This is a genomic window from Rhodohalobacter mucosus, from assembly GCF_003150675.1.
GTDB classification, from domain to species: Bacteria; Bacteroidota; Rhodothermia; order Balneolales; family Balneolaceae; genus Rhodohalobacter; species Rhodohalobacter mucosus.
Window position 1 is genome coordinate 336,102 of sequence record NZ_QGGB01000002.1, and the last position, 25,247, is coordinate 361,348.

Consider the following 25,247-nt stretch of genomic DNA (forward strand, 5'->3'; position numbering starts at 1 on the left):
CTATTCCTCCGCAAATTCCTCAAATTTACCCAGTGCTTTCAGGCTGAAAACCTGCGTTACAGCTACTTCCTCGCCTGCTGAGAGCCCTGATGAAATGATGGCCGACTCACTGAGTATTCTCAGAATATCCACCGGCCTGCTTTCATAGGTCAGTTCGTCCCTTTTCACAAAAACCCTTGCGGATTCTCCTTCATACTGTATGGCGTCCAGCGGAATGGAAATGACCTCAGAAGGTGTATACGCATCGTACTTAATTCTCACACTTTGACCGATAACGGGCCATTGATTCAGGGTTTGAACCAGAGAATTCACAATAATTGACTTGTTCTCCGGATCGAGTCCCGGCTGAATGGTTGTTATCTGTGATTCAAGGGAGAGCATTCCCTTGTCTTCACGCTGGGATATAACGGCTCTTGCGCCTGTCTGAAGGTTGGATATGTCTTTCGGGTCCACAAATCCTCTTGCCAGAACCTGTTTGTTATTTACGATATCCAGAAGCATATCATTTGCGTTTACGGCCTGCCCCAGGTCAATCAGATGCTGATTGATTTTTCCGTCGATGGTAGCGTACATGGTAAGTACCGCACTTTCATCCTCCTCCTGTTCATTCCATTGGGATAGTCTCTGTTCGCTTACCCCAACAGATCTGAGTCTTGCAGCAGCAGCCCGCACTCTTGTATTCGCCCGTGAGAGGTCTGCATTGACACGGTCGAGCGCACTTTGAGGACTTATTTTTTGTTCTACCAGTGATCGGAGCCGCTCCACCTGCTGTTCCAGGTAATTTTTTTCAGCCTCCGACTCCAGATAGCTCGCTGCCAGCTCCGCAAATTCAAGGCTCTCCATTTCCAGAAGGGGGTCTCCGCTTTTAACCTCTTCCCCTTCATGTGCATAAATTTTTGTAATGCGCCCGTTGAGCGGGGTGCTGATTACAGCAATGTGTTCGGGAGCTGCAATTACGGTACCGGGAACCGTCATGGAGTACGTTATGCGTTCCTCAGAAACCACCTTTGTTTGTATATGCAAGTCTTCGGCCTGCTCCTCTGAAAGGCGAACCATTGCTGGCTCAGACTGAGCATCTTCCGAAATGGATGGCGGCAAGCCTACACTTTCAGGGCTTTCTGCGCCATTCTCTCCTGAACAAGACGTCATTGCAAACAGCATAAGCGGTAAAATCAGGCCGTATGATATTTTTAAAATGTATTGACTGTATTTCATTCTGATCCTCCACCTGTGAATACAAGTTCTTTCGGTATATATTTTTCAAGCTCTATCAGCTGCTCATAGTAATTTTTGAGCGATTCGTAGTATTGCTGCTCCGATTCCAGGTAGGTTCTCTGGGCTTCGAGCACCCTGAGCAAGTCCAGTTCTCCTGCCCTGTACCCCTCTCGCGTCAATTCCAATAGTGTGCTTGCACGGGATTGCACAAAATTTTTATAGGATAGAATCGCCTCCCTGCTGGTTATATAGCTGTGCCATGCATTTTCGGCCCTTTCATTTAGCCGCAGATGGGTTTTGTTGATGTTCCACTCGGTTTGCCTGAATTCTGATCTCGCCTGCATCACCCTTCGGCTCTCATTTACCCCAAACCATAGCGGAATTGACACACCAACTTCAAATCCTGTAAAATCGTACCCGCTGCCGAAGTCCTGATAATAGTAATCGAATCGCAGACCGGGTAAATACCGGCTCTTTTCTGTGGTAATCTTCTGTTTTGCAGACTCGGAAATTTTTCTCGCTATGAGCATTTCGGGTGACTCTGATAACTCTTTCAACACTTCTTCCTGGCTTAGTGCGATATCGACCCACACAAGTGTATCCGCATAAGAGATGCCATACTCCTGCCCTCCCGGTTCTGTACCCATAACCCTGAACAGTTCGTATCGTGCGCTATTGTGCATTTCACGGGCCTGGAGCAGTCTGTTGCGCGCTTCGTTCAGCTGGATGTCAGACTGTATCAAATCCAGTTCAGTGGACTCCCCAACATCCAGTCTTGCACTGGCTATTTCCCGCAGTTCTTCGGCAAGCTGAAGCTCATTCCTGGCCAGATCCACTTTTTTTATTGTATATACAACATTGGTGTAGGCTCTTTTTACATCCGCTCTTATCCTGATGCGTAAAAAATCAGCCTCAAGCTGCGCAACGTCCAGATCAACGGATGCCTTGCGTTGTTGTAAATACCCTGTCAAAGGAAATGCGACGGACTGTGATACTCCCCATCTCTGTTCGGAAAAAACACCATCATCCATCCCTTCCCTGAAATAATAGACTTCCGGGCTTTCAATCCCCCAGGAGGGTCCTATCAAAGACCTCTGTACCTGTACCTGTTCTTCGGCATACTTCAATTCAGGGTTTTGCTGCATGGCTATTTGAATAGCATCCTGAACCGTGATAACGCGCTCATCTGTCGCTTGAGACATTCCGCCGACAGGCAGGATCAACATCCAGAAGACAACTGCACATCTTCTAATTTTTCTACTCTTCATGGTTGCGCTCCTTAAAGGATACCGGCCAACTACGCTCTTTCGGCCGGAATAAGAAATACCGGTATGGTGCTCATTCGGGTCACCTGATTACTCACACCTCCCAGAAAGAATTTCTCAACAAACCCTTTACCCTGACTGCCGATGATTATCATCGTAGCGCCCCGCTCTTCTGATGCCTGGATAATCTCTTTCGCCGGCGTCCCGAACGTGACAATGATGTCTGTATGTTCCCGGGTGGAATCGGTAAACTGATTTCTAAGCTTCTCGAGCTGCTCCTGATTTTTTCGGGTTACTTCATCGTACGTTGCCGGGTCGCTTAGAGCCATGTAGTGATGTCCCTGAACATGCACCAGTGTTACATTTCTTGTATACCCATTCGCCTCAAAATATTTAACAACCTCAAATGCACGGGCCGCATTTTCTGAAAAGTCGGTTGCATACAGGATATGATCGAGAGATTCACCCGCAGAACGGGAAAGTACCAGCTTACGCTTCTCGGTATCATCATCATGCCACTCCACTTCCACATTAATCAGATATACGGGTAGTGGTGAACGCTGAAGTACCTCTGTTGCCGTACTGCCCATCAGCAGCTCCTGTACTTTGCTGTGTCCGCGATTGGCAATCACAATATAATCGGCACTGCTTTTTTCAGCCTGCTCGATAATTTCAGTAGGCGGATAGAAGTGCACTCCGCTCCGTATTTCAAAACGTACTTCAAACCCCTTCTCCTCAAGCTGCTTTTTGTAGGATTTTAGCTGTTTCCTCTGCTTATCCGTGTTGAATTCAGCTTTTTCCCCGGAATAGGGTATCGGAACAACGCTGACCAGGGTCACTTTTTCGGTTCCAAATTTACTGAGATGAGGTACACATTCAAGTATCAGATCGCTTGCTTCTGACAGATCGAGTGCAACCAATGCGTGTTTGAAGAGTTTTGTCATGGCAATCCCGGTTTTGAGTCTTTGCATCAGAAATCCATTCACAGATTCCCGACGCTTGGTTTTCAATAAACTACCAAGATGCAGAACGATGCAGTATAGGTAAAACCCTTAAATCGGCGGGGGGATGAATAGCAGAGCAAAGCGATAATCCGGCATCCATCCGTACCTCCCCGATAGAAACCGTCTAAAAGATGAATGCAGCCAGACTGCCATTATGGTGGGTGATTTGAAAAAGTTCTACTGCGGAAACGACGACAGCCTCTCGAAGGTGATAATTTGTTTTCTGTTGGAATCGGATAGTCCCTCAAGTTCCAGCGTTTTATCATCCCGCATCACAGCCCGCCAACTCAGTGCCGGCTGATCGCCTGAATGAGGCAGCAGCGTCAATTCGGGGTGATGACCGTTCATATGCCAGTATCCGCTGGCCCGTTTTCCGTCCGCCATTTGTTCAATGTATATTCGATCCCATCGAATAAATATGAAGTACCTGCCATTCGGATCCATTGTGTTCGTGATGTCCACATCCTCTTCGACTGCCATTTTCAGGCCCCAAAGACCCTGTATCCGGTCTGCAATAGATTTGGGCAATTCATCCGTTTTTATCAGAGAAATCACTACCTCCCGCCCCTCCTCAACCCTTATCCAGGTCATGCGCGAGCCTTCAACCGCCACCTTGAAAGGGCCAAAAGGATCTGTCAGCCCATTTTTTTCAACGGGTAAGAAGGTACTATCCTCGCGGTTAAACGTCCAGGTACCCGATGAGTTCTGCAGCCAACCGTTCCCTGATTCATAGGTCCCGTCAGCGTGGATGCGTGTCCATTTGGCAACGGGCGTCATTTCTTCTGTTCCGTTCTGTACATGCTCTATCAGCCAGAGTCCTGTAAACTGAGGCGGCTGAGCAGCCATACCGGAACCGGCAAATAAGGTCAGGTAAATGAATAGTATACGTATCCGTCTTATTTTCATTAGTCTTCTGTAGATTACGGCTTTATTTCAGGGTATTGGGTATAAAACTGTGCCTTAACGAGAGGGGAACCACTAAATTATGCGATTACATAAGATCGCTAAAGGTACGGTGATCCATCTTCATGAGTCAATACTTACCGGCATCAATTTGTACCCGTCCGTACTTCCGGGTGGGTTGATGTGCGGCTTACAAAGTCCATTGCATATACAAATATCAAGGAGGGGAAGATTTCGGGATACAGGGAGATCAGCCCTATCCGCAGATCTTTTAAATCAAGATAACGCAATGCATTTGATGCGGACGTTTATTAACAATTCGTGCCCTGTAAAATTATGACTTCAGATCTGCATCACTGACGAGGCCACTACTATATCCTGACCGGACTCTGTAGGTTCTGAATTCTATTCAGCGGCATTAACCATGATTCAGAATCGTGGTTTTTACGGCTGTAACATCAAAGAGTGCCTCAAAGCCTTTTTCCCGGCCGAAACCGCTCTTCTTCATTCCGCCAAAGGGGAGCTCTACTCCACCGCCTGCCCCGTAACCGTTCACATACACCTGTCCGGCCTTAATAGCGTTCGCAACGCGGTGGGCCCTGCCAAAATTGCGGGTCCAAACGGCAGCCACCAATCCGTATTCCACATTGTTTGCAATCTCTATCGCTTCCCTTTCATCTTTGAAGGGGATAACGGTCAAAACCGGCCCGAATACTTCATTCTGTGCAATGCTGCTGTCGTTGCTTACATGACTGAGCAGGGTAGGCGGGTAATAATATCCGTTTTCTTTAGGAAGCGCTGACTGGGCCATTACGCGTGCCCCTTCCTGTTTTGCATTTTCTACAAACTCTTCCACTCTTTTTAACTGTTTTTTATTGATTATCGGTCCAACATCCGGATCCGATTCAGCAGGAGCCACTTTCAGGTTCCTGAACCTGTTGGCCAGCTCATCCACCACGGCATCATGAACCGTATCCTGCACAACAAGTCTGGACCCTGCCGAGCATGTCTGTCCTGCGTTCTGTATGATTGCATTCACAATAACAGGCATCGCAGCTTCCATATCCGCGTCCTCAAACAGAACCTGGGGAGACTTGCCGCCAAGCTCCAGAAGCGTGGGACGTATATGTTCTGCAGAATGCTTCATTACCTCAATACCCACCCGGGGAGAGCCTGTAAATGCCATGTGATCAATTCCCGGATGGCGGGCAAGCGCATCGCCGGCCTCTTCGCCCTTTCCGGTAACCAGGTTCAGTACGCCGGCAGGAAATCCGGCTCCCTCAATGAGTTCAAACAGGCGCACCACCGACAAACAGGCATCTTCGGCAGGTTTGAAAACGGTTGTATTCCCCGCAGCCAGGCTGGGGCCAAGAGTTCGCCCTGTCATCTGAAGCGGGTAGTTCCAGGGAATGATGTGGCCAGTAACACCCAGGGGCACCCGATGTGTATAAACCGTATATCCGTTCCTGAACGGAATCGTCTCACCATGCAGTTTATCAGCAGCTCCCGCGTAAAATTCAAAATAACGGGCTGAGAGCTCTGCATCGGCACGAGCCTGTGTGATGGGTTTACCGGTATCAGCCGCTTCCAGTTCAGCAAGTTCTTCTGTATTGCGGTAAAGAATCTCTGCCGCTTTTGCCAGCATCTTGCCCCTCTCGGCCGCATCGGTTTCAGCCCAGGGCCCTTCGAAAGCGGTTTGTGCCGACCTTACCGCATGCTCGACATCCTCATGTCCGCTGCGGGCAATCTCTCCAATCTTTTTATCATACGAGGGATTGATCATATCCAGCGCTCCCAATGACCCTTCGACCCATTTTCCATTGATAAAATTTTTCCCTTTGATTTTCATGGCATCTCCTGTTCAATTTTTATTACAACTTCAATGAGCGACGTGACTTCAATATAAAAGAAAGTTGAAGAGTACTCCTCCGTCACTTTAGGGTGGTAAACGGGGGTTCTTAACCGAGGGTTGAACCGTAGTGAATTGTACAGCAAAACTTAACGATTTGAACCAAATCAACGCTCAGTCCCAAAGTGGGACTTTATCGGTTCATTGCCTTATATCGAATTCACAAGTCGTACCAAAATTTCAGGTCCATGAATAGGACCAGTTCACATCCGCTTTCATTGCCAGTTTTCCTTCGGGGCCGGTTACACGGAGAGCTTCCGTAAAGTTGTCGATACTTTTTCCACCTATAGAGATTTGTTCGCCCAGGTATACCGGGCCAACCGATCTGTATTCGATGGATGTGATCACTTTGCCGTCGTGCTTGCTTCTGAAGGAATCCAGCATCAGCAGCAGTAGAAAGGGAGCATGAATAAGCGGGTTTGGATATCCTTCAACCTCGCGTGCATACTCCTGATCGTAGTGAATGCGATGACTGTTCCACGTAACAGCTGAAAATCTGAATAGCTGCAGTGCATCGGGCCTTGTCAGTTTTTTCCAGTCCGGATCCAGGTCCATAGGATCGGTCCGGATGGGATGTGCACCTTTTTCATTCTCTTCCCTGAAAACATACTCCTGATCTTCATCAATGGCTAAAGCTCCCTTTTGGCTTACCTGGTGCTTCAGCCTGACAAAACAGAGTTTACCGGATGAACCCTCTTTTTCACTCACGTCAATGAGCGTCGATTTCTTTTCGGCCGGGCTTCCTGTTATAAGTGGTTTTCTGAAAACCAGTTTCCCGCCTGCCCACATTCTTCTCGGCAGGTCGCAAGGTGGTATAAGACCGTGATTTCGAGGATTCCCGCTGACGCCCAGTTCAGAATTGGGCAGCGGAGCGTGGAAAAATGCCCAGTGTGCACACGTAGAGAGTTCGCTGCCGTGTCCGATATCGGAAGGGTTATGATTTAACATCTCCTCAAAGCGCTGCAGCTGCTCAGGCGCCATGGAATCACTCAGATTTTCCGATTTACCTTTCCATTCTTCTGCATTCATATACGTGTGCCTTCTACTGGTGTCCTGGCGTGCAAACTGCACTTAACATCCAAAAATGATATGCCTGAGGAGTACCCCTGCTATGCATTCATTTTAAATAATCTATCCGGGCTTATTCCGGATTCTTCTGCTGGTTGTTCATCATCTCCTGCATTTTGGAAGAGTCGACGAACTGCAGCTGATTGCTGAGTGAGGTTTGAAGTTCTTCAACATCGTCATCACTCAAAATTTCCGACAGGTCTTCGATTCCAACTTTTATCAGAAGGTTATAGATCATTCGGTTAAACAGCATCTGATGCGCTGCTGATGAGAGCTGCATCAGCTGTTCCTGGGGAACCTGGGCTCCGCTGAGTTTAATCTTATTGAATACAGGTTCAAGCATCTGCTCCATCTTCTTGCTGAGCTGCTTCTCCAATTCTCCCGCATCCTTATTTTCCTTACTTGTAACCTCTTTGCCCGATGGATCAACTAACTTCATGTATCTGTTTGTTTTTAGAATTCAATTGTTGTTTTATTTCATAACACATAAGATAAGGCTTACAATTCCGGATCGGAAAAAATGCCTTTCAGCTAGCCTAAAGGGGTACCAAATGGAAAATCTTGTAAAGCATAAGTGCATTCCACCTCTCCGTTTCAGATATTGTCAGGTCTGATAACTATAAACCACCACATCATTATGAATCTACGCAGTCTACTATCACCGCTGTCGATAATCGTTCTTTTAACGTTTATCACTTTTTTATCCGGAACCGCGCAAGCACAGGAACGGCCAAATTTTGAGCTTGCAGAACGATTTACCGGGGATAATATGCAGAAAATGACAGGAAGCACCAATCTGCGTGCCAACTGGATTGAAGACCAGGAACAGTTTTGGTACGAGTGGGAAGATGCAGGCGGAACTCGCTGGATGTACGTTGATGCCGCACGTCAGCAGGTGCGCCCTTTGTTCGATCGCGAAAGAATGGCCGCTGAGCTGTCAGAAGAGTTTAACCGCGGATTTGACTCAAATAATCTGGAATTGCGTGGGTTTGATTACGATACGGACCGCGAACTGTTCACATTTCATGTAGACAGTATCGAGTTCAAGTACTATGTAGATAACAACCAACTGGTGAAAGGCGACTCGCTGGAAGCTGAAACGCGCGAACCATGGGCTACCTATTCGCCCGACAGTACATGGATTGCCTTTGCCCGTGAACACGACCTCTATGTGATGAGAGCCGATGATCCCGACAGCAATGAAATCCGTCTTACCGAAGACGGCGAACGATGGTACAGCTTTCAGGCAGATCATGGAGACACTACATCCACCGAGCGTCTCCGCAGCCGGGCCAACTGGTTTGAAGACTCAGAAAAACTATATGTGAAACGTCAGGATTGGCGGGATGTCGATGAGCTTTGGGTAATCAACAACCTGGAAGAACGTCCGGAGCTTGAGACCTATAAATACGCTATGCCGGGTGAAGAAGATCACTACCAGGATGAAATTCTGGTGTTTGACATGGAGTCCAAAGAGCACATAAGGCTCGACACCGACAAATGGCCGGATCAGTCGCTTGGAGGGGCCTACTTCAGCGGTGGTGGCATTTTTGAAACCGAAACATCCGACTACCTATATATTCTGCGGCGTACCCGTACCTGGGATGAAATTGACGTGCTGAAAGCCAATACCACCACGGGTGAGGTGGAGGTTCTGTGGTCTGAGACCAGCAAGCCCTACTTCAACACACGCTATGCGCAGCTGGCAATTATCAATGAGGGCGAGGAGTATATCTGGTGGAGTGAGCGGACCGGATGGGGCCAGCTTTACCGGTACGACAGCGAAGGCAATATGCGGAACCGCATCACAACCGGGCACTTTATGGTTGGCGACATCGCTGCTATAGATACCACGGCACAGACCATCTATTTCCAGGGGTACGGAGCTGAAGAGGATCGCAATCCCTATCATGCACACTACTACAAAGTCAATTTTGACGGCTCCGGCCAGCAGCTGGTCACGCCTGAGAATGCAAATCACTCGGTGTCCATGAGCGACTCAAGGCGCTATTTTGTGGACAGTTTTTCCCGTCCCGACCTGCCGCCGAAAGCTGTGCTTCGCGATAACCGAGGCCGGGAGGTTCTTCAGCTCGAAGAGACCGATCTGACCAGAATGTTTGATGCAGGATACAATCTGCCCGAACTCTTCTCCGTAAAGGCTGCCGACGGGGTAACCGATCTGTACGGAGTGATGTGGAAACCTTCCGATTTTGATCCTGAGAAAGAGTACCCGGTTATCTCCTACGTCTATCCGGGTCCGCAGGTAGAGCCCTACCCTAGATCTTTCTCCATCGGTGGATCCGCGGCCCGCGCTCACGCACTCTCGCAGGTTGGATTTGTGGTGGTAGCCATGGGGAACCGAGGCGGCAGCCCGCTCCGCGAGAAATGGTATCACAACTACGGCCATGGAAACCTTCGCGACTATGCACTGGCCGATAACCGATACGGCATTGAACAGCTGGGAGCCCTACACTCTTATATTGACCTCGACCGTGTGGGAATCTATGGGCATTCGGGAGGAGGTTTTATGAGTACGGCCGCGCTGCTTTCCCACCCTGATTTCTTCAAGGTGGCAGTGTCCTCCGCCGGTAACCATGACAACAATGTCTATAACATCTGGTGGAGTGAGGTCCATCACGGGGTTGAGGCAAAAACCGATTCCGTAACCGTGACCAATGAAGAAGGCGAAGAGGTTAAGGAAGAGCGTACCACCTTCAGCTCGCGCATTCCGTCAAATTCGGAGCTTGCATCCAACTTGCAGGGACGCCTGCTGCTGGTTCACGGTGAAATGGACAACAATGTTCACCCGGCAAACACCTACCGCCTGGCGGACGCACTGCTTCGCGAGGGCAAACGGTTTGATATGATGATCTTTCCGGAGGCACGTCACGGATTCGGGCGATATTCAGACTACTTTGAGCGGATGCTGTGGGACTATTTTGCGGAGCACCTGATGGGTTACTATCCGACTGAGATTGATTACAACCTGCCGGATTAATCATCAACTCAGCGAAAATCAGCGAAAATCTGCGAGAACAAATAAAGCCAAATATTTGCTGAAAGGATTTCTCGCAGATTTGCGCAGATGAATCGCAGAGTCACGCAGATTTTTCGAACCCCTTGCCCATCATGGCATGGGGTTTTTTATTTTCTGCTTGCCCGATTGAACAAAAACCGTCAATTTCACCACTGCAACCACTAACATCATTATCAGATTCATGAATAAAGGGCTTCTACTCACCGCACTGTTTTTCATTTTCACACTTAGCGGGTGTGCGTCTACAGAAAACGTTCAAACCGCAACTCCGGCTGCTGAACCGGAGACGGAACGGGTTTCGGCCGCCGATTACGAACGTGCGGAACAGATGCTTAGCTGGAACCTTTCCGGCAAAGTGCATGGGCAAAGAGTGAGCCCGCAATGGATCGATTCGGATACCTTCTGGTATCGCGTAAGAACCCCCGAAGGAGCCCTTTATAAAATAACCGATGCAGCATCCCGAACAACGGTCAGGGCATTTGATCACGAGCGGCTTGCCGCCGCCATTCAGGAGTATACCGGTACGGAACAGAGTGCCGTAAATCTCCCCCTCCAGAACCTGAGCTTTTCAAATGACCTTGACACAATCCGGTTTACACACTCGGGAAACATTGTGGCTTGTTCTATTGAGTCCTACACATGCGAAGAGGAGAGCGCTGCCCCTGAGGAACCCTCCAACTCGGTGCTTTCACCCGACGGTACCAAAGCTGTGTACATAAAGGATTATAACCTTTGGGTAAAAGACCTGATTACGGGTGAAGAGACTCAGCTTACAACCGATGGCGTTCAGCATTACGGCTATGGCATCAACAACCAGGGCTGGAACCGGTCGGATACGCCGATCGTAAAATGGTCGCCCGATTCGGATAAGCTTGCCACCTACCGCCTGGATGAACGCGGTGTGGAGATGATGACGCTCTGGAGAACGCAGGTGGGCCGTCCGGAAGCCGACATCTGGCCCTATGCGCTTCCCGGAGACTCTATTGTGCCGATGCTTGAGAGGGTTGTTCTTGATGTTGAAGAAGCAGGGTTTACGAAGCTGGACACACCTCCCTCCCATCAGCGAACATCGAACTGCTGCGGACTCGTCCGAAACGGCGAATGGGGTGATAATGAGTGGAGCGGGGATGGATCCAAACTCGCATTTGTGTCCACCTCCCGCGACTACAAAGAGGTCACGCTTTATCTGGCCGATGCATTCACCGGCGAAGTTCGTCAGGTATACCATGAACGGGACGACATCTTTTTCGAGTCGAACCTCTCCTCAAGAGGCGTACCCAACTGGCGCGTGCTTCACAATAGCAATGAGTTTATCTGGTTTACGCGAAAAGACAATTGGGGACATCTCTATCTGCACGACCTTGAAACAGGGAATCTGAAGAATCGCATCACGGAAGGTGAATGGAACGTGATGGATATCGTACGCGTGGACGAGGTGAACAGACAGATCTGGTTCACTGCGGTTGGGGTTGAGGGCGCATCCGATCCCTACCACGAGAAACTGATGAGGGCAAACTTTGACGGAAGCGGCCTGATAATGCTCACACAGGAGGATTTTCATCATGATGTGGACCTTAGTCCTGATGCAAACTACATAGTCTCCACTCATTCCGACTTCGAAACACCTCAGGTTTCCGTACTTCGAAATGAAGATGGGGAGATCCTGATGACGCTTGAAGAAGCGGACGCAACCGAGCTCTATGCAACCGGCTGGCAAGCACCACAATCATTTGTTACGAAAGGCCGCGACGGGGAAACCGACATTCACGGCATCATGTTTTTGCCGTCTAATTTCGATCCGGACAAAAAGTACCCAATCGTTAACAGCATCTATCCGGGTCCTCAAACAGGCAGCATTGGCGGACGCGGTTTCTCCACATCACGCCGCGGGCAGGCGCATGCGCTTGCCGAGCTCGGATTTGTCGTAGTACAGGTGGATGCCATGGGCACGCCATTCCGGTCGAGGGAGTTTCACACCGCCTATTACGGCGACATGAGCGACAACGGCCTGCCCGATCAGATTGCCGCCATGGAACAGCTTGCAGAACGCCATGATTTTATCGATATCGAACGCGCGGGCATGTACGGGCACTCAGGAGGCGGATTTGCCACGGCATCCGCCCTTTTTCAGTATCCGGACTTCTTCAAGGCAGGTGTTTCCAGCGCCGGAAATCACGACAATCGCGGATACACCTATTACTGGGGTGAAAAATATCAGGGCCTGCTGGAAGAGACCGGTGATGGCGAGGATAGCTACACCAACCAGGCCAATCATCTCAAGGCAGAGAACCTGGAGGGCAAACTGCTGATTTCGTATGGCACTATGGACACCAACGTGCATCCGTCCATGACCCTGTTGGTGGTTAATGAACTGATCCGGCACAACAAGAATTTTGAGCTGATCGTGATGCCCAACCGCGGTCACGGGTTCGGCAATGAGCCCTACCACCTTAGAAGAACGTGGGACTTTTTTGTACGACATTTGAAAGGCGCTGAACCGCCGGAAGGATACCGGATTATGAGATGAGCGATGGGCGATGTGAGATGAGTGACTTGTGATTGGCGACTGGCGACTGGCGACTAAGTGAATTTACATCTGAGATCGCATATCACCAGTCTCCGATCAGAGATCTGCTTCTCCCGTCTCACGTTTGACGTCTGACGTTCCAATACTCAAAAAATCCTCATTTGCGTGTAACCGGGTAAAGCGACATTTTTGGATCGGATACAATCAAAAACCACTCGGATGAGACACGCACTCCTCTTATTGATAATTACATTTGTTGCTTTTGGATGCAATCGGGCCGGACAAGGGTTTACGAACAAACCCGGGAAGCAGATCACCGTAGAGCTGACGGGTTCCAATGTGATTCTGCTGGACGGCAAGGAGATTCATGTCAGTTATTTTGAGACCCAGATTGAGGAAATGGCCGCTGAATCCGAGCTCAAGGCAGACGTTACCATCCATCCGGATGCCGATATTGAGGTGATCCGGGCCATGCAGCAGGTGCTTCGCCGCCATAGCTCCGATATTGTGTACGATTCGGAAAACAGCGATAGAGTGAATGAATAGGCCGCAAGAAGTCAGTCGGCTTGCGTAATATGGCCCAAGAACGCAACTCTCCTCTTTTATTTCGGCCGGTGAACAGCAATTTCACTTCTTCAGATAAACCAATACTGCAGCACGTTTATGACCTCTCTTTGCCATTTTTAAAAGTTCAAAAATCATTACCTTTTCCACGTCATCATAAGCTATTCAAATTTGGGTGCATGCAGTTGAGAACAAACACACCGTCGTCTTCATCTACACATTATTTTATTGTCCTGATCCTCTTTACCGGACTTTTCATTTCATCCTGCGGAGGGTCTCAGGAGGTCAACGGTCCCGATGATCCGGATCCCAACGGTGAACCGGACGTTTTTAATGTAGGAGGCGAGGTTTTTTCAAGCCCCGGTACCATCACTATGAGGTTGGAGTGGGGAGACAACTACACAAACAGCAAGGAGATCGACATCACCGGCGACGGCGGGTATTCGTTCGCCGTCGAAATTGAGGAGAATGAACCATACAGGATCGTCGGCGTATCCGCACCCTCCGGCTGGCTCTGCAGGGGAAAACTACCGGAGTCGACCATCAACGCACTGGCTGAGATTGAAACGAATATTTATTGCGGAAGTTCGGTCTCTGAACAGGGTATCCGGCTTGCCACCTGGAATCTGGAGTGGTACGACAGCGGCAACAGTGAGCAGAAGAAAGAAGCTGTAGGCAGCCTCATCGACAGCTGGAACTTTGATGTAATTATCCTGGCTGAGATCCTAAATGCTGCTTCCGTTGAAGATCTGATCAACAACTATTTTGACGAACCGGATCTCTGGGATTTCCGCATAACGGAATCCGGCTGTTCGTTGAAAAAAGCTACGGTATGGCGTACGGATAAAGTCACTTTTGTATCGGGCTACAACCTGGATGCATCGACCTCGAACGGAATTATTGACGAGGAAGGAGATGTTTGGCGCGATTGCATCGGCCGCCGGCCGTATGTGGCAACGTTTACGGTAAACGAATCGGACGTGCAGTTTACCACCGCCTCCCTTCATTTCAAGGCAGGTTCCGACGGCTCCGACTGCCTGGTCCGCCAGAGTCAGGTGAATACCTTCCTGGAGTGGGTAGAGTGGGCCGGCCTGGATGAGGAGAATTTTGCGGCCATTGGAGACTTCAATGATGAAATTCCGGGCTCAGGTATCTGCAGCACGATTGACACGCTTTCCGGCATGGAAGCTTTATATCCCGGATTTGTGTTTGCCACTGCACAGCCTTCATATGATTACTCACATATGATGGGGAACGGACTGGTTACATTCGATACTCGAAATTTTCAAAGCTCCATCGACCATATATGGATGACCGGTTCTCTTTTCGGCCTGTTATTGCCGGAAGCCGACACCTATGGAAATTATGCCAACACCGTTCAGGCAAACATGGTGTTCAGCGAGTGGGAGGAGCCGGATCACAACCCGCCTTTTGTGATTATTGGGAAGTAGTACAGAATGAGCTAAATATCAGATTGAGCTCTGAACACAAATTTGGGCAATTGTTTTATTACTTATCATCCCCCATTGCCCCCCTTCTCCCATAGGGATCCCTATGGGGGAAGAGGACACTTTATAACATATTTTTTCCTGATGAATTGAAGCTTCAGAAAAACTCCATACTTGTCATCATTGTACTTTGCCAGTTCCTGGGCACATCGCTTTGGTTTGCAGGGAATGGGGTGATGGCACACCTGATCGACAGCTTCAGTCTGAATCTTGCTGCAGTCGGTCATCTCACATCGGCCGTTCAGTTTGGGTTTATCTCAGGAACCCTGGTTTTTGCGCTGCTCACCCTGGCTGACCGCTACTCACCTTCTAAAGTATTTTTTGTTAGTGCCTGCCTAGGAGCTGCATTCAATCTGGGAGTGATTCATTCCCAGAATACATTTTTCACTCTCTTTTTCTTTCGCTTTGCAACCGGATTTTTCCTTGCTGGTATCTACCCGGTCGGAATGAAGATTGCAGCCGACTATTTCAAAGAGGGTCTGGGGAAGTCACTGGGTTTTCTGGTTGGAGCGCTTGTTGTGGGAACCGCCCTGCCCCATCTTCTGAACAGCCTAATGACCGACCTGCCGTGGAGGGCGGTCATCATTGTGACATCTGTTCTTTCCGTAACAGGAGGACTTTTTATATACATTCTTGTGCCTGACGGACCACACCGGACACCGGGTAAAAAGCCTGACTTTTCGGCCTGGTTCCGGGTGTTCAAAGACAGGGATTTCAGATCGGCTGCCTTTGGCTATTTCGGCCATATGTGGGAGCTGTACGCATTCTGGGCATTTGTGCCCTTGATGATCGCCGGCTATTTTGATACTCAAGGGTTGGCTGCCGGTAATATCTCAATCCTTTCTTTCATCATCATAGGACTTGGAGGCGTTTCATGTGCAGTGGGGGGAATCCTGTCCGGTAAATTGGGAACCAAGCGAACTGCATTTGTTGCTTTGTTCAGTTCCTGTTGCTGCTGCCTTCTCTACCCTCTTTTTTTCAGCCAAACTTCGGGAGCTTTATTCATAGCATTCCTGATTTTCTGGGGATTGGTGGTGATTGCCGATTCCCCTCTTTTTTCCACGCTGGTTGCACATAATGCACCCGGCGAGATCAAAGGCACCGCTCTTACCATTGTAAACTGCATCGGTTTCTCGATCACGATTGTCAGCATTCAGACGGTTACCTGGCTGCTGCCATTGGTAAATCCGGCCTATCTCTATATGATCCTGGCCCTTGGTCCGATTGCCGGGCTTTATGCTTTACGCTTTAGGGAGACTTTTTCGGTTTCTGGTTGATGGGGAAACTCCCCTCTCGAGAGGGGACAGCGTAGTGAGCGTCCAGCGAACTCGCAGGGGTGTGTTATTAATGGTTTCTGAGTGCGCGATGAACACACCCCTAAATCCCCTCTCCAGAGGGGACTTTTCACTTTTCACTTTTCACTTCTCACTTCTGCCTTTTGCCTTCTGCCTTCTCCCTATAATCCACAGATCGAATATCGTTATCCTCAACAAGATTCGTCTCCTTGCCGGGCACAATATCGGTGTTCTGAGCGGCAGCGCAGCTCCAGCCGGCTTCTGTTTTATGAACTACAAATGTGAAAATCGTGAATCGTGTACCCGGGTCCGTTTTCTCAATCGATGTCTGCCCTTTCAGCCGCATTCTGGCGTGGACGATAGCATTGTCATCAGACAGAAACTTCACCTTTGTTTTGGTGACTTTCAGATCCGAATCCCTGAAGATTACCTTGAGCCCGTAATCATGTGCCTTTCGGATATCCTCGCGGTTATTCCACCAGATGCCGACCACGTTCACAAAGTCCGCATCCTGGTCAAACAGCGACGCAATCTTATGCGCATCCCTTTCATTCCAGGCTTCAGCAAACCGGGCGGGTATGTCTTCCGGGTTTTTGATGGGTTCATATTCTTTTGACATTCTGATCTATAGGTTCTCGTGCCATAGGCATCCCTATGGGGCTGATTTACGCAGATTATATCGCAGATGCTCGCAGATTTCTTTTAAGGGCTTTATATAACGTCCCCTCTGGAGAGGGGACAGCAAAGTGAGCGTCCAGCGAACTTGCAGGGGTGTGTTCCTGGCAGACTCAGAAGCCCACCTGAGTTGAACACACCCCTTGCCAGAGGGGACTTTTCACTTCTTACTTCTGCCTTTTGCCTTTTCACTCCGTTTAGTACCCCGCCGCCTGGCCGTCCACGCGTGATTCGGACGCTCCGTAGTAGACACCGTTGTCGGGATCGCGCATGATTCCCTGATAGCGCCCAAAAAACTGGTTCCCGATCTGAACCGAATGTCCACGGGACTGGAGTCCCCGGACCACTCCGTATGGAATAGATGATTCGAGATAAATCGTGCCCGGCCTGGTCAGGGTCTCATCCATATCATCGGTGGGTTCAGAGGATCCGCCGTGCATCCACCGAAGCGCATCGCCGGCTTCCTGAATGTTCATTCCAAAATCGATGATGTTGGTGAGGATGCTCACATGTCCAACCGGCTGATAGCCGCCTCCCATGTTGCCGAAGCTGAACCACGGTTCTCCGTCTTTCATCACAAAGCCCGGTATGATGGTATGAAATGGTCGCTTGCCCGGCTCATAGACATTCGGATGCTGCGGATCGAGCGAAAAAAGCGCGGCGCGATTCTGGAAACTGAAACCCGTGCCGGGTACCACGAAGCCCGTTCCCATACCGGCGAAATTGCTTTGTATAAGAGAGACCATATTCCCGTACTGATCGGCGGTGGTGAGATAGATGGTATCCCCGTCGCGCGTCACGTCAATTCCCGTTGTAAGCTCGTCCATGGCTCGTTCGCCAATCATCTCCCGCCGCTCGGCCGCATACTCCTTCGAGAGCAGATGGTCGATTGGCTGGTTGTAGAATGCCGGATCTGCATAGTGCTTGGCACGGTCTTCGTAGGCCAGTTTTTTAGCTTCCACAAGCAGATGAAGGGTTTCCTCAGATGCAAAACCGGATTCAGACAGGTTAAACCCTTCCAGGATATTCAGTATCTGAAGCACCGCAGTCCCCTGGTTGTTTCCGCCGATCTGGTATACATCATAGCCCCGGTAGTTTGTGGTAACCGGATCCACCCAGGTAGACGTGTGGTTTGCAAAATCCTCGTAGCGGAGGTAGCCATCGTTTTCGCGCATCCACTCATCGATGTTGCGCGCAATTTCGCCCCTGTAAAACGCATCCCTGCCCTCTTCCGCCAGCAGACGAAAGGTATTACCCAGATCCGGATTTCTGAAAATCTCACCCTTCTGCGGGGCGCGACCGTCGATGGTAAAGGTCTCCTCAAACGCACCGGCCTGATTGATCAAACGCGGAACCGAAGCATTCCACCGCATTGCAATCACTTCTGATACCGGAAATCCCTCCTCCGCATAGTAGATAGGTTCACTCAGTATGTCATCCATCGGCAGGGAGCCGAACCGCTCATGCAGCGTGAACCAGCCGTCCACTGCACCGGGCACGGAAACCGATGTAAGATCAAGTCTGGAGATGGACGATCGTCCCTGCTCATCCAGAACCTCCATCAACCTGTCGTAACTGAGCCCTTGCGGTGAGCGCCCGCTTGCATTCAGTGCATACAGCCGGCCGCTCTCCTCATGCCAGATGATGGCAAACAGATCTCCGCCGATTCCGTTGCCGGTGGGTTCCATCAGCCCGATGGCTGCATTGGCGGCAATGGCAGCATCAATGGCGTTGCCGCCCCGCCTGAGGACATCGAGGCCCACCTGTGTGGCGAGCGGCTGGCTTGTGGCAACCATGCCGCGTTTACCGATCACCTCGGATCGGGTTGCAAACTGCTTGCCCGATTCCCTGTCGATCTGTGCAAAAAGAGGTACTGTTATAAAAATGAGCGAGAAAAACGCGGCAATGGAACTAAAAAGAACGAACTTCATTGGAGTATCTGTTTGATTGGCGTTTAATGTTAGGTAACAAATGCGAACTCTCACAGTAACCGGCTTTCGGAGAACGGGAGTTCCGATAAAACTTACCTTAAAATGCATTATTTTTTCAACAGAGTGAAAATCAATCCAAACACAACTCTTCCATGATTCAGGAATATCTCAATTCCGTTGAAAAGTTTATCATCATCGGCGACCGTGTACTGATAAAGCCCCGCGAGATGGAAACACATACCAAAAGCGGACTTGTGCTGCCGGCTACCGTAAAAGAAAAAGAGGAGATCCAAAGCGGATACATCATTAAAACCGGTCCCGGATACCCCGTTCCATCTCAGGAAGTTGATGAGCCATGGAAACAGAACGCCGCTCAGCCAAAATATATCGGTATGCAGGCGATGGAAGGCGACCTGGCCATTTTTCTTAAAAGCAGCACCCACGAAATTGAATTTGAAAACGAAAAGTATTTGATTGTACCTCATGCAGCCATTCTGCTCCTCATCCGTGACAATCATGAACTGGAATAATCCCACACCAATCTCATAATGAACAGAAAAGCATTTATTCAGAATTTTTCACTTCTATCGGCGGGAGCTATCGCCGCCCCGTCCCTTCTCACGAGGGTATTTCAGGAGGGACCATTTTACCCGCTCCGCAACGGGGCTGGCTATTTCACCGGACGCGGAGGAACGATCGGCTGGTTTGTAACGGATGACGCGATTGTGGTAATCGACTCCCAATTCCGGAACAGCGCCGAGGAGTTTATTTCCGGGATTACAACCTATGGAAACGGGCCTACCCGCTTTTTGTTCAATACGCACCACCATGGGGATCATGTATCCGGCAACGGTGCATTTGCCGAAAGCGACTATCGCATTATCGCCCATCAAAATGTTCCGGAACTGCAGCAACAGGCTTCCCAGGGCAACGATGAGGTGATACCCTCTGCTTCCATCACCTTTGAGGATGAGTTCTCCATTGATGCCGGCGATGAACAGATCACAGCAAAATACTACGGTAATGCCCATACCGGCGGCGATTCGGTTATCTGGTTCAGCAATAGCAATATAGCTCATATGGGTGATCTGGTATTCAACCGCTGGTATCCGTTCATCGATCGTCCCGGCGGGGCTTCCGTTCGGGGTTGGATAACACTCCTCGAAACCGTCGCCGATGAAGCCGACAGCGATACCCTTTTCATTTTTGGTCACGGCAATTCCGATTTTGGCGTTACCGGCGATCGCAGTGATGTTCTCTACATGCGCGACTTTCTGGCCAAACTTATAGAGCACACGGAAGCAGGTCTTGCAGCCGGACTCAGCCGCGAGGAGATTACCTCCGTGAATCAGTTTGAGGAGTTTCCGAATCACCAGAGCGCGGGCTCCAGACTATCGCTTCCCGCCAACCTGTCCGTGGTTTATGACGAGCTTACCGCCGATGAGTAGTACGCAAGCCAAACATAACCCTTTTGCAGAACGCTGTCTCTACTGCGGGCAACAAGCGGGGGTTGTATGGGTTCACGGACACGGGCAGTGCGCCGCCTGCGGCACCAATGTGGATGAGTGCTGCCGTGGTGAGAATTTCTCCTTTCCACCCTCTCAAAACGGTAATGCCAATTCTAACGGGGAAGCGTCATGAAGCCGGCCTGCTTACTATTTCTGGTCTTTTTTCTTTCTCTATTTATCATTGCTCCGGCGCAGTCGCAGGAGCGCGACCGTGTGCGGGACCTTGGCATTACCCCTGGCATCCTTCCAACCGGGCCGTTAAATGCCATAACCGATGTGGGCGGCGTTCAGGTGGGACACCGGACGCTGACAGAGGGCGAAAATATTCGCACGGGCGTCACCGCTATCCTGCCCCACGGCGGGAATCTCTACCGAGACAGGGTTCCTGGCGCCGTTTATGTGGGTAACGGGTTTGGGAAAGCCCTTGGCTTTACACAGGTACGCGAACTTGGCGAACTGGAGACACCCATTGTGCTGACCAATACCCTGAGCATTTTTCAGGCAGCGCACGGGCTGGCCGACTATATGCTAAACCTGCCGGGAAATGAGAATGTACGATCGGTGAATCCGGTTGTGGGCGAGACCAATGACGGCTGGCTGAATGATATCCGTGCCCGCGTAATAACCACGGAGCATGTTTCGGAAGCCCTTGTATCTGCAAAGAGCGGGGTAGTAGAAGAGGGCAATGTGGGCGCCGGAACCGGTACGCGTGCGCTCGGTTTTAAAGGCGGTATCGGCACGTCATCGAGGATGATCCCGGAAGATAACGGCGGATACACCGTGGGTGTGCTGGTGCAGTCCAACTTTGGCGGGGTTCTTACCGTAGACGGCGTACCCGTGGGTGAGGAACTGGGTAATCACTATCTGGCAAGTCAACCGGGTACGACGTTGCCGAAATCTGGTTCAGAGGTGAGTCGCCTGATCACTCAAAGTGATCGGACGACTTATGACTTCGATGTTGACGGTTCCATCATGATTGTGGTGGCTACCGATGCACCTATTACTTCACGGAATCTTGAGCGTCTCGCCAAACGGGCATTTCTGGGAATTGCACGTGTTGGAGGATTCGCATCGAACGGGAGCGGTGATTACGTGATTGCATTTTCAACACACCCGGATGTTCGGATCAGCCTGGACCACACAGGGCCAACTCTGGAGAATACTGAGCTGAAGAACTCCGAAATGAGCCCGCTTTTCCTTGCTGCGGTTGAGGCCACCGAAGAAGCCATTCTGAACTCCCTCTTTATGGCCGAAACCATGGAGGGCGCAGATGGCCGCGTGCAGGAGGCGCTGCCGGTGGATGAAGTGATGGAGATTATGAGGAAGTATGGGAGAGTGGAATAGACAAGCTCCAAGCTCCAAGCTCCAAGCTCCAAGCTCCAAGGATGAAAACAGATCCAATGCTTGTTGTCTAGAGATTAAATTAGAGTCCGAAGGACGACACAGGCGAGTGGGGAATTTCCCATGGGGATCCCTTCGGGGTATTCCCCGTGTACATGCTACAGCGGGCAGGATTTATATACTTTCTGAGTTCCATCGTTTGACGTCTGAGGTCTGACTTCTCACTTTTACCTTTTGCCTTTTCACTCCCAAGATCACATATCACTCATCTCCAATCTTAAATCAACAAGCCGCCTCCCTCCGACTGGAAAGAGACGGCTTGATTTGCATCATGAATAGTGCATGAGCACTATTATCATTTTCAGAATGCGATAATTTATGCCAAGTGAATCAAAAAGTTGGAGGTAAGAAACGTATTGTTCCAATGAGATCATTATTCCTCGAACACAGTGCTATCATACCTATGTCATCGCCACTAGGATTGATCCGAACACATTCAATACCATCAAGCTCTGATGGATAACTGCCGAGCCTTTCGCCAAGAATAGTGCCCGTAAAATCCATAATCCCCCTATAATTATTACCACCGGAGAAACTAGGCGACGTGAAATCTATCTCACCTGAAAGAGTCAATCGACTGTCGATTGCAAATGGCCTGGGGGTTGTGGAAATTGGAGGAAGTACTTGAACAGGGTTTGATTCATCCTCGAATATTAATATCCGATGCACTTCATCATTGACACCGTCAACGCTCAAACATGCTCGATCAGCCTCCCCTTGGGCAGGGGTTTCATCGGGATGATCTTGACAAGTGAAATCATATGATACTGCACCAACTATTGGTCCTATATTTTCTGTGTATGTTCCATCGGATTCACGTTTGAGATGATAAGCACGGAGAACCCTGGAACCATTTTCAGGATAACTTGCTACACCCGTAACACTCCCGGGAGTATTATCTGAAAAGTTTGTATATGCCTGACGAGGTTCTCCAGTCATATTTCCGGGATTGAAATCTTTGTCAAGTGCACCAACCAAAAATTCACCCTGATCCGCATATCCGCCAGGTTGGCTCAAATCTGCCGAAAGCTTCTCAGTTCGAAATTGACTTGTAATCAGAGCATCTTCGGTACCTCCCAGTCTGTTGGGATTGGCAGCATAAATAAATCCCTCATTGTTTGCGGTTCCGCGAAATTCAGCTATCTCAATCTCACCTGTCTCTTGATTCGCTCCCAATTTTGCCAGAAACCAACCGCTTTGCGAAGTGAGTAATAGCAAATTGTCAATAACCGGTGACAATGCAATTCCTCCATTCAGGCCCGTTGACGATACTTCAAATGGAATATCGAGAACAGAAATGACACTTCCGCTGCACGGATCAACCACTCCTACATCTGCTCCCGCTACAATATGTACATATGGGCAATCGGTTGGGAAAGTAAGATCCCCCCATGGATTGGGCACAGTCATGATTTCCCTTGGAAACCCTGTACCTGATGAAAAGATACCTTCAGAACCTCCTGAAACATCAAATGTGGCTGTCAGGGTTCTGGCTTGATCCATCGTGACTTCAATAACGGGATTGTTCGATATCTCAACGCCGAATTCACTCCAAACAGTGAAAGCGGAACCCTCATCAGGAGTAGCCGTAAGTTCCACAAGCGTATTTTCCGAATAATCTTCAGTACAGTCTTCAGGGCAGTCAATCCCTTCAGGGTTACTGGAAACAGACCCCGAACCGTTCCCATCCAAGAGAACCTGTAGGTTTGAGGTTGCCGGTACACATTCAATATCACTTTTTACTTGAATAAACTCACCACTTTGACCTTCTATAGATTCAATTGATACCCCAATAATGAATCGCCCGTTACCAACTTCTGGGCAGCGATGTCTCACATTTTGAATGTATGCTCCACTTAATAGCACCAACTTTTGTAAACCTGACCCTTCTTCTACTTCAAGTGGGGCCTCAGGTCCTGCGGCAATTAAAACAGAATCTCTATCAAATTTATTTAAGTCCACTTCCCCCCCTACAAAAACATCAAAAAAATTGGTACTTACCTCTACTTCATCTCGCAATCCACCTACTCTTAAAGTCAAAGCACCCCTCGTTTTAACTAATGGTGAAAAGTGAGAAATCTCACCGGTTCCCATTGTTGTGCCCTCATCTGAATCTACAATTGTCTGAGAATTATCAAGAAAAAATACTTCTCCGTTTTCTGAACTCAGAAGAGATACAGAACTCATTTCAAGACTATCGGATTCCACAACTGGGTTTTGATTTTCAGCAAAAGAAACTAAAACAGGAACGTCAAACTCCAAACCATCTGGACCGAGCTCATACGCCTCCTGAACATCAATATTCTCAAATTCAGAACCCAGGTCATCCGCCGTTATTTTTTCGATCGTAATGGTCTCTGATCCGCTCAGTGCTCCGGCCGGAATTTCCAGGGTCACAAGTCCATCCTTCGACGTCAGGTTTCCACCTGCAGGACCGATCTCTTTGCTTTCAACATTGGGATCCACAGGATCATCATCGGTTGTGGAAGTCGGATTATTATCCCCGCATGTTGTTAATAGCAACAAAATTCCAATCGCAAAACATATGTTTATTCTTGTTTTCATGATGCATACCTCATTGATTGATTAACTATTTGAAAGAGCCACAACCGGGATGAACTGCACCAGCTCCCGATCCGGCTCTCAATGACTACGCAGGAAAAAATTCCGGACTGTTCATTTTTTCGTTGGATTTCACCAAAATGGTCTTCTAAAGAGTCGTTAAGTGGATTTTTAGATCGAATTCACTATGTTGGATTAGATTTGTGCTGAGTATCGCATATCCGGATGAACTTTGAAGGGGTAAGAAGTCATGTCTGAAGAGAAGAGTCATAGCCGGCAGAATGTCACGCAGCTGCTGCAGGCATCCCGGGCCGGAGATCAAAAGGCCATCAACGACCTGATGCCATTGGTGTATGATGAAATGAAAAACATTGCTCACCAGAAGCTTCGTTTTGAACGCAACGGACACACCCTGGATACCACCGCACTGGTTCACGAAGCTTATTTCAAGCTGATCAATCACGAAGAGGTTGAATGGCAAAGCAGAGCTCATTTTTTGGGCGTGGCTGCTCTTGCCATGAAGCGCATTCTGATTAACTATGCCGAGTACAAGCAGGCTGTTAAACGGGGCGGCGATTACTCAAGGGTTAAGATGGAGGAGATCAGGGATCCGGATAGCGTACATTTACCGGATTCGACGGCTGAACAGATCCTGGCCCTGGATGAAGCGCTGGAACGAATGAAAACGTTCAATGAGCGAGGGAGCAAGGTTGTTGAATATCATTTTTTCGGCGGACTGACATGGGATGAAATTTCCACCATCATGGGAGTGGCGCCTATTACAGTAAGACGCGCCTGGAATGCTGCACGCCTGTGGCTCAACCGTGAGCTCAACCAAAAGAACCGGGGACAATTGTCTCTTTAACACCCTAACA

The 25,247-nt window shown here is 49.4% G+C and carries 19 protein-coding genes; 9 read left to right on the plus strand and 10 right to left on the minus strand.

Going from position 1 to position 25,247, the window contains the following annotated elements; all coding sequences use genetic code 11:
• The 7 genes from DDZ15_RS02430 to DDZ15_RS02460 all read right to left on the minus strand — a co-directional run bounded on the left by DDZ15_RS02430 (position 1) and on the right by DDZ15_RS02460 (position 7,803).
• Positions 1–1,215, minus strand: a complete 1,215-nt coding sequence (locus DDZ15_RS02430; RefSeq protein WP_109644467.1) for an efflux RND transporter periplasmic adaptor subunit — start codon at positions 1,213–1,215, stop codon at positions 1–3.
• Entirely contained in the window at positions 1,212–2,417 is a 1,206-nt protein-coding gene (locus DDZ15_RS02435) for a TolC family protein (RefSeq protein WP_158278599.1), read from the minus strand. Before DDZ15_RS02435 ends, DDZ15_RS02430 begins: the two co-directional genes overlap by 4 nt.
• A 95-nt stretch (positions 2,418–2,512) precedes the next feature.
• Positions 2,513–3,424, minus strand: coding sequence for a universal stress protein (locus tag DDZ15_RS02440; RefSeq protein WP_158278600.1), 912 nt, complete (start codon positions 3,422–3,424; stop codon positions 2,513–2,515).
• Positions 3,425–3,661: 237 nt separating this feature from the next.
• A complete protein-coding gene (locus tag DDZ15_RS02445; protein WP_109644472.1) occupies positions 3,662–4,390 on the minus strand; it encodes a hypothetical protein in 729 nt (242 codons plus the stop codon).
• A 415-nt stretch (positions 4,391–4,805) separates the two neighbouring features.
• Positions 4,806–6,236 carry an aldehyde dehydrogenase family protein gene (locus tag DDZ15_RS02450; protein WP_109644474.1) on the minus strand — a complete coding sequence of 477 codons (1,431 nt, stop codon included), beginning with the start codon at positions 6,234–6,236 and terminating at the stop codon, positions 4,806–4,808.
• A gap of 240 nt (positions 6,237–6,476) precedes the next feature.
• Positions 6,477–7,325, minus strand: coding sequence for an HTD2 family dehydratase (locus DDZ15_RS02455; RefSeq protein WP_109644476.1), 849 nt, complete (start codon positions 7,323–7,325; stop codon positions 6,477–6,479).
• A 112-nt stretch (positions 7,326–7,437) separates the two neighbouring features.
• Complete coding sequence (locus DDZ15_RS02460) at positions 7,438–7,803, minus strand: hypothetical protein (protein WP_109644478.1); 366 nt, start codon at positions 7,801–7,803, stop codon at positions 7,438–7,440.
• Positions 7,804–8,001: 198 nt separating this feature from the next.
• Between DDZ15_RS02460 and DDZ15_RS02465 the strand changes: the two genes are divergently transcribed.
• From DDZ15_RS02465 to DDZ15_RS02485, 5 genes are all read left to right on the plus strand, one after another.
• Positions 8,002–10,362, plus strand: coding sequence for a S9 family peptidase (locus DDZ15_RS02465; protein ID WP_109644480.1), 2,361 nt, complete (start codon positions 8,002–8,004; stop codon positions 10,360–10,362).
• A gap of 220 nt (positions 10,363–10,582) precedes the next feature.
• Entirely contained in the window at positions 10,583–12,928 is a 2,346-nt protein-coding gene (locus tag DDZ15_RS02470) for a S9 family peptidase (protein WP_109644482.1), read from the plus strand.
• A 219-nt stretch (positions 12,929–13,147) separates the two neighbouring features.
• The gene (locus tag DDZ15_RS02475) at positions 13,148–13,474 is read left to right on the plus strand and encodes a hypothetical protein (protein WP_146198492.1); all 327 of its coding nucleotides are present in this window, start codon (positions 13,148–13,150) and stop codon (positions 13,472–13,474) included.
• Between the two features lie 197 nt (positions 13,475–13,671).
• Positions 13,672–14,943, plus strand: a complete 1,272-nt coding sequence (locus tag DDZ15_RS02480; protein WP_109644486.1) for an exonuclease/endonuclease/phosphatase family protein — start codon at positions 13,672–13,674, stop codon at positions 14,941–14,943.
• A 146-nt stretch (positions 14,944–15,089) separates the two neighbouring features.
• On the plus strand, positions 15,090–16,277 hold the full coding sequence (locus DDZ15_RS02485) for an MFS transporter (protein ID WP_109644488.1): 1,188 nt from the start codon (positions 15,090–15,092) through the stop codon (positions 16,275–16,277).
• Between the two features lie 148 nt (positions 16,278–16,425).
• Here the strand turns inward: DDZ15_RS02485 and DDZ15_RS02490 are convergent, their stop codons facing one another.
• Both DDZ15_RS02490 and ggt read right to left on the minus strand, forming a co-directional pair.
• Positions 16,426–16,914 (minus strand): SgcJ/EcaC family oxidoreductase, encoded by a 489-nt coding sequence (locus DDZ15_RS02490; protein ID WP_109644490.1) that lies wholly within the window; start codon positions 16,912–16,914, stop codon positions 16,426–16,428.
• A gap of 253 nt (positions 16,915–17,167) precedes the next feature.
• Positions 17,168–18,901, minus strand: coding sequence for a gamma-glutamyltransferase (gene ggt / locus DDZ15_RS02495; RefSeq protein ID WP_109644491.1), 1,734 nt, complete (start codon positions 18,899–18,901; stop codon positions 17,168–17,170).
• 152 nt (positions 18,902–19,053) lie between these two features.
• On the opposite strand from ggt, the gene DDZ15_RS02500 reads away from it, so the two are divergent.
• From DDZ15_RS02500 to DDZ15_RS02510, 3 genes are all read left to right on the plus strand, one after another.
• Complete coding sequence (locus DDZ15_RS02500) at positions 19,054–19,431, plus strand: co-chaperone GroES (protein ID WP_109644493.1); 378 nt, start codon at positions 19,054–19,056, stop codon at positions 19,429–19,431.
• 18 nt (positions 19,432–19,449) lie between these two features.
• Positions 19,450–20,349: an MBL fold metallo-hydrolase gene (locus DDZ15_RS02505; RefSeq protein ID WP_109644495.1), complete on the plus strand. Its 900-nt coding sequence runs from the start codon at positions 19,450–19,452 to the stop codon at positions 20,347–20,349.
• A gap of 189 nt (positions 20,350–20,538) precedes the next feature.
• Positions 20,539–21,753, plus strand: coding sequence for a DmpA family aminopeptidase (locus DDZ15_RS02510; RefSeq protein ID WP_109644497.1), 1,215 nt, complete (start codon positions 20,539–20,541; stop codon positions 21,751–21,753).
• 387 nt (positions 21,754–22,140) lie between these two features.
• Here DDZ15_RS02510 and DDZ15_RS02515 read toward each other — a convergent pair whose 3' ends face one another.
• The gene (locus DDZ15_RS02515; protein WP_109644499.1) at positions 22,141–24,375 is read right to left on the minus strand and encodes an InlB B-repeat-containing protein; all 2,235 of its coding nucleotides are present in this window, start codon (positions 24,373–24,375) and stop codon (positions 22,141–22,143) included.
• Between the two features lie 247 nt (positions 24,376–24,622).
• On the opposite strand from DDZ15_RS02515, the gene DDZ15_RS02520 reads away from it, so the two are divergent.
• Positions 24,623–25,237 carry an ECF-type sigma factor gene (locus DDZ15_RS02520; RefSeq protein ID WP_109644501.1) on the plus strand — a complete coding sequence of 205 codons (615 nt, stop codon included), beginning with the start codon at positions 24,623–24,625 and terminating at the stop codon, positions 25,235–25,237.
• The last annotated feature ends 10 nt before the right edge of the window (positions 25,238–25,247 follow it).